We start from the raw sequence: 6,624 nt of genomic DNA on the forward strand, positions 1-6,624 counted from the left end.
CCTCAGTCTCCCATCCTTTCGCGCGCCCGGACACCGTTGACCCCACCCCACTTCCTTTCACCGCGACCGCCGAGCGGTGGCTCAGGCGCTCTCGCCACGAAGTTGTTCGCGAGCGGCCGCCAGCGAGTCGGGATGTGAGATCAGCGCGACGCTGTCGTCGGCCCGGATTTCGGTCTGTGGGAGCGGGATAGTCATGGGTTCGTTCGCGCGGCCGTGCGCGTAGAGGCGGGCGTCGGCCGGGAGGTCGACCGCCACCACCCGTTTGCCGATCGCCGGCGAGTCGTCCGGGATCCGGATCGTGGCCGCCGAGAGTTGCTCGGTGATGTCCGCGAGGACGTTGAAGTCACCCCCGAGGAGCGCGGTCTTGGCCCCGGCGGCCCCCAGCCGTTCCGGGTAGATGATCTCGTCGACGTCCTCGGCGTACTTCTCGTAGATCTCCTCCCGGTAGTCCTCGTCGATCCGGAGAACCGTGCGACAGCCGCTGTGTTTCCCGACCATGCAAGCCGCGAAATTCGTGTTGAGGTCGCCCGTGAGCGCGGCGATGGCGTCGGCCGCCTCGAGGCCGGCCGCTTCCAGCACGTCCTCCTCGGCGCCGTCGCCCTCGACGACGGCGAAACCCTCGGACTCGGCGCGAGCGATCTTGTCGTGGTCGCGCTCGACGACGATGACCTCGTGGCCCTCCGACTGGAGGTTCCGTGCGGTACGCATCCCGACGCGACCGAAGCCGACGATGACGAACTTCATGGGTGTGTGGTATGCCACCATGGGTAAAAACACTAGCCCCGCCACCGGCGGGTGCCCGGCCGGGCGGTCGGCCTCGCAAGCCCGTATCGAGGCGGTATCCGGCGGGACCCGGAGGCTTATGCGTATTGGTCACTTTACACAGTCTGATGTCCGATCGGGACGCTGTGCGTGACGTGTTGTTCCAGTACACCGATAGCCGGCCCTGCCGACTGCTCTGGGGGGCGCTCGACGACGGCGGTGACCTGGCCGATCTCGACCTGGCCGACTACGTCGAGGTGACGCGGGTGACCGACGGCGACGTGTGCCTGGTCACCAGAGCCGACGAGGCCGACATGTACCTGCGGTGGGACCGCTCGCTCGGGAGTTTCGTCTACGCCGCGTTCTGGCCGCCCTGGGGCGTCGTCGACGCCGGCGCGGCCGATAGAGCGCGTGCGGAGTCGCTCCTGGCCGAACGGGACCGGCCCCGCCCCGTTCCCTTCGCGGAGACGCCGTTCGCCAACGGCGGGCCCGCGGCTGATCTGTCCGACTGGCTCTAAAAAAACGGAAAGCAGTTGCGAGTTAGTTACCGACGTCCATCGCGCGGTCGACGACGTCCTCGCCGTACAGCTCCGCGAGGTCGTCGTGCTGGTCCGGACGGTTCTCGTAGACGTCCTGGAACAGCGCGACGGGGGTCATGAGGGCCTGGTAGGTCGCCTCGTCCCACATGCGGTCGCTGGAGACGTCGACCTGCACGCCGTCGATCTCGATGGTGGCCGCGCGGGTCATCGCGATGGCACCCTTGCCGGCCTCCTTGGCCGCCTCGAACTCCTCCATGGAGTCGACGATGTCGTCCATGCTCGGGACGTAGTCGACCAGGTCGAGCAGTTCCGCGGCGAGGTCTTCCTCGGTCTCGACGAAGATCTCGTCGCTGCCGACTTCGAGTTCGTAGCCGCCGTCCTCTTCCTCGAGTTCGATCCGGTCGCCGCTGTAGAGCTCGACGCCGTCCTGGCTGTCGAGTTCGACCTCGCGACCGTCGGCGTCGATGATCCAGTAGCCCTCCTCCGGCGGGAGCGGGGACTTGTTGGCCTCGACGACCTGCCCGGGCGTCAGCGACCAGATGCCGAGCATGCCCATCGCGTTGTTGGCGGTGATGCGCTCGTGGTAGCCGTCCACGTCGCGGATGTCGTCGTAGGGGCCGTCCACGGAGATACAGCCGGCGGCGCTGGCCGCACGGGAGGTGTTGTGGCGGAGTTCCTTCCACTCGGGGAGGCCGCCGGTCGGCGTGATCGCCCGCTGGTCCTTGGTGTAGTCGACCTCACCGTCGACCAGCAGGAACAGGCGTTCGAGGTTGTTGTCGGCCTTGCCCATCTCGTCGCGGAGCTTGCCCATGGCGAGCTCTGCGGAGCCGGACTCGATGATGACGCTCATCGCCAGCGAGCCCTCTTCGAGACCGTGCTCGTTCTCGACGATGGTCATGAACTCGTCGGCCTTCTTCCAGTCGTCGACGTCGCCGACTTCCGGGATGACGAAGCCGTCGATGTTCTCGACGGCACCGTTCTCGGGGTCGGCGATTTCGAGCATGTGCTGGAAGCCCTTGTAGCGCGTGCTGGGGCTGTCGCGGTGCCAGACGACGCGGGGGTGGATCTCGCCGGGGAACTCGTCACCGTCTTCGGCGACGACTTCGGCGATGTTCTCGGCACCCTCGTCGCGCATGTTGGGCGCGGTGGCGTCCTCGTTGTCCGGGACCCACACGTCGGGGGCCTGCATCCCGCGCAGACCGATGGCGCTGCGGAGCTTCTTGGCGGAGTCGTCGGCACCGCTCTCTGCTGTCGGGGTCGTAAAGAACGTCCGCACGAACTTTCGGTCGTGGAGACGCTTGTCGATTGCAGTCATTGTAGTCACTCGATGAGATTACTCCGTGACTCTTAAAGCTGGCCGAATCGAGTCGAGAGAGGGCCGTTCGGGTGCATACTGTCCGCCGGCGGTCAGTCCGCTGCCGCGTCCCGGACGGCGCGCAGACATCGTTCGAGTCCATCGTGGCCCCGGTAGGTGACCAGCGACTCGTCGGGGTCGTACTCGATCGCGTCCGCGCGATGGAGCTTCGGCAGGTGGACGTGATGGAGCTCGATCAGGACCGACTGTGGGGTCACGTCCTCGGGCCGCTTGCGGGCGATCACGTCGGTCAAGACACCCACGGGGAGCCTGTCGTCCCCGTTCTCGATCAGCGTCGAGAGGACCAGCCGGCGGTCTCTGTTGGCCAGCAGTTCGAGCCACCGGTCGAACGACGGATCGGCCGAGTTGCGCAGTTCACGACCGCCGTCCTCGGGTCCCGCGGGAGTCATTGTGAGACGTTCTGTCCCACGGTCGGAAACCAGATGTAGCCGGTGCATGGTTTGCCATGCACAGTTTCCGTACATCTCCGAGATCGGTCATCTCACCGGACCAAAAAGAGTCAGTCGATGTCGTCGGCCGTCACCAGCAGCGAGTGGTCGACCAGGTTGACGATGGCCCGACGGAGCCGTTCGGTGACGGCCTGATCGGAGATGTCGAGTTTCTCGGCCAGTTCGACCGTGGTACAGGTCCGAGGGATGTCGTAGTACCCACACTCGACGGCCAGCACCAGTGCCTCCCGCTGTGTGGGCGTCAGCCCGAACCACGGACCCGCGTCGGGTCGTGTGGGATTGTACACCCGGATCACCTCGAACGAGATGCGGGCGTCTTCCAGCGACGTCTGGAACGCCGAGAGGCAGTCGTGGTCCGGAAAACGAAGTTCGAACTGCCAGGCGTCGCTGTGGCCCGTCGCGGCCAGGACGTGGCCCTCGTTCTCGACGATGGCGCCGAAGAAGTGGTCGAACTCGACGTCCCAGTCGATGGCGTACAGCGTGCGGTCCTCGAACTCGTCGATCTCGGTAAACGCGTCGACGGCCGGGTGATCCCGGACGCCGGACTCGAAGGAGGACCGATCACCGTCGTACACCCAGAACAGCGGCACCGCTCGCTCACCGGCTGGCACCATCGTTTCAACCTCGACCCGCACGCCGGGGACGATATCGAGGATGCGACCTAGCTCGAAATCACTCGCGACGACTTCCATCTCCACGATGACACTCATGAACCGTTCAGTGTCCTGTGGTTCTTGTTCCGGAGTCAAATGTGGATGCCTTGGTATGCGAGGCTACAACGTCCAGGCATAAGCAACCCAGGTTTTTTTTAAAATTTCAGACAATAAATCGGAGACTGCGGTCGGGTCGGCGTCTATTGCATGGCATACCATGCATATCGGGGAGTTATTAAGTTGGGGCCCCATAAGGTCCGGTACGGAGATTGTACACTGCTACGGACCTCGCGGCGGGGCGAGACGGGGCACCGGTTCTGTCGAAGTCACTGCATACCCCGTGAGGACACCATGGAGGACCCCAATCTGAGCGTTCCGGACGCGACGAGTTTCGAGCGGCTACTCAGCAAGCTACTGCGGTTGGCACACGAGAACGGGATCGACGTCGAAGGCGGCTGGGACGTCGACGGCGAGGGCGGTCATCCCGACTGGGACGTGGTCGTAACGGTCGTCGAGCGGCCTGCCGACGACTGAGCGGGCGACGCGTTTTTTTCGGACACGCGACACGGGGAGCCGCTGCTACTCGGCGAGCGTCGAAAGAAAAGCGGCGGTTAGAGGCCGCCGTGCTCGCGGGCCAGTGGCCCGCTCGCACGTCCGGAGCGTCTCGCTACGCTCGAAGCTCCCGTCAGTCGTCCTGGTCGGAGCTGATGACCGCGTCTTCCTCTTCGTCGCTGAAGCCGGCCGACTCCTGCTGGCGCTGCTTGGCCTCGGGGTCGAACTTGGCTTCGATGTTCTGGAAGCGCGGGACGAAGGAGAGCTCGTGGTGGCTCTCGGTCTCGTGACCCAGGTAGCGGTCTTCGAGGTCCCACTGGGCTTCTTCGTCGTTCTCGGCGATGTTCTTCATGTCCTCGTAGACGGCGTGTGCGCCCGAGTGCAGGGCGTACAGCGTGATGAACTGGTACTTGTAGCCGAGGTCGCCCAGTTCCTGGAACGTGAGCGGGTCCTCTTCCTCGGACCAGGCGAAGGAGCTGGAGTAGTTGAACGCCAGCTTCAGATCGGGGTGGGTCTCGTGGATGGTCTCGGCGTAGTTGACGGCGTCCTCGCGGGACGGGTCGGGCATCTCGGGCCAGACCAGGTCGACGCCGGCGTCGGCGTACATCCGACCGCGCTCGAGGTGTTCCTCCCAGTCACCGTTGGCCGAGCCGTAGGCGTCGGTCCGGGCGATGATGACGGTGTCCTCGTCCTGCTTCGCGTCGACGGCGGCCTCGAAGCGGGCCTTGGCGTCTTCGCGGGAGACGATCTTCTTGCCGGCGATGTGCCCACAGCGCTTCGGGGTCGTCTGGTCCTCGATGTGGACCGCAGCGACGCCGACCTTCTCGTACTCACGGACCGCGCGGCGGACGTTGTGGATGCCACCGTAGCCGGTGTCACAGTCCGCGATGACGGGCAGTTCCGTGGCCTCGACGATGCGCTTTGCGTTCTCGACCATCTCGCGCATGTCGACCATCTCGAGGTCCGGGAAGCCGAACTGACCGAGGACCGTCGAGTAGCCCGACATGTACGCGGCGTCCAGACCGGCCATCTCGGCCAGTCGGGCGTCGAGCGCGTGGTAGAGACCGGGCGCGAAGACGTAGTCCTGGTTGTTCAGCTGGTCACGCAGTTCGCGTGCCTTCTTGTTGTCGACGTCGCGAAGGAACGGTTCTGTCGTCTCGACACTGCTCGCAACGGGGTCTTCCCCTTCTGAATCGTGTGCCATGGTTATTGCGTTTAGGTCCTCCAGTAGAATCGCTTTATCTCTGTCGAAACGGTCTGCGGACGGTGGGACCTGCGTGCCGTCCGGAGACCGTGCGGGAGGGGTCCAGTACCCGTCAGAATCCGTGCTCGGCCCAGCCCGTCGACCCCACTCCGGAGGCCAGCGACGGCGCGAACCGCCCACTGTGCCCACGTGCCGACAGTGGCTGACGACTGGAATCTACGACGGATGGTGACCGGTAGCATGGAACTCCGCCCGCGTTTCCGCGGTGTCTGTTCGTACGCATCCGACACGAGTATACATCAGCAGAAAAATGTTATGGTCTATAATGTTAAAACTCTTTAATGCCCCTCGGGGACCTAGAGCGAGCTTACGAATATAAGGGATTGTGGTTCTCTAGCACGGAATTCGGCGGCCGTCGGATCACGGCCCAGCACCGAACACAGCCGCTGCTCGGGGGCGCAGCGCCGAAGTAGAAAGGGGTGGGGGATCGGTGGGGGGTGGGGGGTGGGGTGGCACCGTGTTGGTGCCTATCAGTCGATTGGCGCGCATGGGTAAAGTATCTTGCGCCCGATTATCAGAAATAAAACTCAATCGTGGAGAACGTCGGCACCGCGCCGCGAGAACGGACAGTAGAAGTGATTGCCTCGTCGTTTCGGTTCCCACGGATCCGTGCTCGTCGCCGTCGCTCCTCGGTCGTCGAGTCGCGAGAAGAGCCTGGGCCGGAATATCAACCGCTCCGGTGTGGCCATCGGGCGGAATCCGATGGTGTCGACGGCGTGGTACCACACTGGGGTTTCTATGGAGTCTGAAGACATCACCGTTCCAGATTTCGGGGCGCGTTGACCGTTGTCCATCCGCCGGGACGACTGTCGGGCGCGACGGATGTCCCCTCGAACGTAGTCCGAGTGCAGAGACAAGCTGGCTACGGTCCGATCGACGCCGCAACTGAACGGACACGTGTTCGAGACGGGTGACGTCGCAGTACGCCCACATCCACTGGTACTGGCCGCTACGGGTGGTGTACGAGGGAAAAGAGCCTAGGCCGGAATTTGAATCCGGGGTCTCGTCCTTACCAAGGACGCGCTTTACC

Annotated in this window: 7 protein-coding genes; 2 read left to right on the forward strand and 5 right to left on the reverse strand. The window is 64.4% G+C overall.

Annotated features, from left to right (window positions below):
- Positions 1 to 81: 81 nt before the first annotated feature.
- Complete coding sequence (locus EAF64_RS05790; RefSeq protein WP_129068041.1) at positions 82 to 744, reverse strand: potassium channel family protein; 663 nt, start codon at positions 742 to 744, stop codon at positions 82 to 84.
- A gap of 146 nt (positions 745 to 890) precedes the next feature.
- Between EAF64_RS05790 and EAF64_RS05795 the strand changes: the two genes are divergently transcribed.
- On the forward strand, positions 891 to 1,280 hold the full coding sequence (locus tag EAF64_RS05795) for a hypothetical protein (protein ID WP_129068042.1): 390 nt from the start codon (positions 891 to 893) through the stop codon (positions 1,278 to 1,280).
- 22 nt (positions 1,281 to 1,302) lie between these two features.
- On the opposite strand, the gene aceB is transcribed toward EAF64_RS05795, so the two are convergent.
- From aceB to EAF64_RS05810, 3 genes are all read right to left on the reverse strand, one after another.
- Positions 1,303 to 2,607, reverse strand: coding sequence for a malate synthase AceB (aceB, locus tag EAF64_RS05800; RefSeq protein WP_129068573.1), 1,305 nt, complete (start codon positions 2,605 to 2,607; stop codon positions 1,303 to 1,305).
- A gap of 101 nt (positions 2,608 to 2,708) precedes the next feature.
- Positions 2,709 to 3,065 (reverse strand): DUF7344 domain-containing protein, encoded by a 357-nt coding sequence (locus EAF64_RS05805; RefSeq protein WP_129068043.1) that lies wholly within the window; start codon positions 3,063 to 3,065, stop codon positions 2,709 to 2,711.
- Between the two features lie 110 nt (positions 3,066 to 3,175).
- On the reverse strand, positions 3,176 to 3,835 hold the full coding sequence (locus tag EAF64_RS05810; RefSeq protein WP_129068044.1) for a helix-turn-helix domain-containing protein: 660 nt from the start codon (positions 3,833 to 3,835) through the stop codon (positions 3,176 to 3,178).
- 294 nt (positions 3,836 to 4,129) lie between these two features.
- On the opposite strand from EAF64_RS05810, the gene EAF64_RS05815 reads away from it, so the two are divergent.
- Positions 4,130 to 4,312 (forward strand): hypothetical protein, encoded by a 183-nt coding sequence (locus EAF64_RS05815; protein ID WP_129068045.1) that lies wholly within the window; start codon positions 4,130 to 4,132, stop codon positions 4,310 to 4,312.
- 151 nt (positions 4,313 to 4,463) lie between these two features.
- Here EAF64_RS05815 and aceA read toward each other — a convergent pair whose 3' ends face one another.
- Positions 4,464 to 5,534: an isocitrate lyase gene (gene aceA, locus EAF64_RS05820; protein WP_129068046.1), complete on the reverse strand. Its 1,071-nt coding sequence runs from the start codon at positions 5,532 to 5,534 to the stop codon at positions 4,464 to 4,466.
- Positions 5,535 to 6,624: the final 1,090 nt, after the last annotated feature.

The sequence above is a fragment of the Halorientalis pallida genome, from assembly GCF_004118325.1.
Lineage (GTDB): Archaea > Halobacteriota > Halobacteria > Halobacteriales > Haloarculaceae > Halorientalis > Halorientalis pallida.

Excerpts from the sequence above, each read along its gene's own strand:
- EAF64_RS05790 (WP_129068041.1), bottom strand. The coding sequence starts at position 744 with ATGAAGTTCGTCATCGTCGGCTTCGGTCGCGTCGGGATGCGTACCGCA.
- EAF64_RS05795 (WP_129068042.1), top strand. The coding sequence starts at position 891 with ATGTCCGATCGGGACGCTGTGCGTGACGTGTTGTTCCAGTACACCGAT.
- EAF64_RS05805 (WP_129068043.1), bottom strand. The coding sequence starts at position 3,065 with ATGACTCCCGCGGGACCCGAGGACGGCGGTCGTGAACTGCGCAACTCG.
- EAF64_RS05810 (WP_129068044.1), bottom strand. The coding sequence starts at position 3,835 with ATGAGTGTCATCGTGGAGATGGAAGTCGTCGCGAGTGATTTCGAGCTA.
- EAF64_RS05815 (WP_129068045.1), top strand. The coding sequence starts at position 4,130 with ATGGAGGACCCCAATCTGAGCGTTCCGGACGCGACGAGTTTCGAGCGG.
- aceA (WP_129068046.1), bottom strand. The coding sequence starts at position 5,534 with ATGGCACACGATTCAGAAGGGGAAGACCCCGTTGCGAGCAGTGTCGAG.